The organism is Limosilactobacillus reuteri (assembly GCF_020785355.1).
Lineage (GTDB): Bacteria > Bacillota > Bacilli > Lactobacillales > Lactobacillaceae > Limosilactobacillus > Limosilactobacillus reuteri_I.
The window spans coordinates 1-651 of the sequence record NZ_JAJGVH010000019.1; the positions used below are offsets into that span (position 1 = coordinate 1).

7 tRNA genes are annotated in these 651 nt (G+C 52.7%); all 7 read left to right on the top strand.

The window, feature by feature from the left end:
• Nucleotides 1–28: 28 nt before the first annotated feature.
• The 7 genes from LMB56_RS00110 to LMB56_RS00140 all read left to right on the top strand — a co-directional run bounded on the left by LMB56_RS00110 (nucleotide 29) and on the right by LMB56_RS00140 (nucleotide 605).
• A tRNA-Asp gene (locus LMB56_RS00110) sits at nucleotides 29–103 on the top strand.
• A gap of 9 nt (nucleotides 104–112) precedes the next feature.
• Nucleotides 113–185 (top strand) — tRNA-Phe (locus tag LMB56_RS00115).
• Nucleotides 186–200: 15 nt separating this feature from the next.
• Nucleotides 201–271: transfer RNA gene (locus LMB56_RS00120), tRNA-Gly, on the top strand.
• A gap of 9 nt (nucleotides 272–280) precedes the next feature.
• Nucleotides 281–355 (top strand) — tRNA-Ile (locus LMB56_RS00125).
• A gap of 2 nt (nucleotides 356–357) precedes the next feature.
• Nucleotides 358–445 (top strand) — tRNA-Ser (locus tag LMB56_RS00130).
• A 4-nt stretch (nucleotides 446–449) separates the two neighbouring features.
• Nucleotides 450–521: transfer RNA gene (locus LMB56_RS00135), tRNA-Glu, on the top strand.
• Between the two features lie 10 nt (nucleotides 522–531).
• Nucleotides 532–605 (top strand) — tRNA-Met (locus LMB56_RS00140).
• Nucleotides 606–651: the final 46 nt, after the last annotated feature.

Genomic DNA, 651 nt, shown 5'->3' on the forward strand with positions numbered 1-651 from the left:
TTGGTTCAAATCCAGCCCCCGCAATTTTGGTCCGTTGGTCTAGTTGGTTTAGGACGCATCCCTGTCACGGATGAGATCACGAGTTCGAGTCTCGTACGGACCGTTTATATTTGGCTCGGTAGCTCAGTTGGTAGAGCAACGGATTGAAGCTCCGTGTGTCGGCGGTTCGATTCCGTCCCGCGCCATTAACTTAATATTATGCGGGTATAGTTTAGTGGTAAAACCACAGCCTTCCAAGCTGTTGTCGCGAGTTCGATTCTCGTTACCCGCTTTTAGATATGGGCCTATAGCTCAGCTGGTTTAGAGCGCACGCCTGATAAGCGTGAGGTCGATGGTTCAAGTCCATTTAGGCCCATTGGAGAAGTACTCAAGTGGCTGAAGAGGCGCCCCTGCTAAGGGTGTAGATCGCGCAAGCGGTGCGAGGGTTCGAATCCCTCCTTCTCCGTAATGACCCGTTAGTCAAGTGGTTAAGACACCAGCCTTTCACGCTGGTATCGTGGGTTCAAATCCCGCACGGGTCATCTTTATTATCGCGGGGTAGAGCAGCCTGGTAGCTCGTCGGGCTCATAACCCGGAGGTCGTTGGTTCAAATCCAGCCCCCGCAATTTTGGTCCGTTGGTCTAGTTGGTTTAGGACGCATCCCTGTCACGG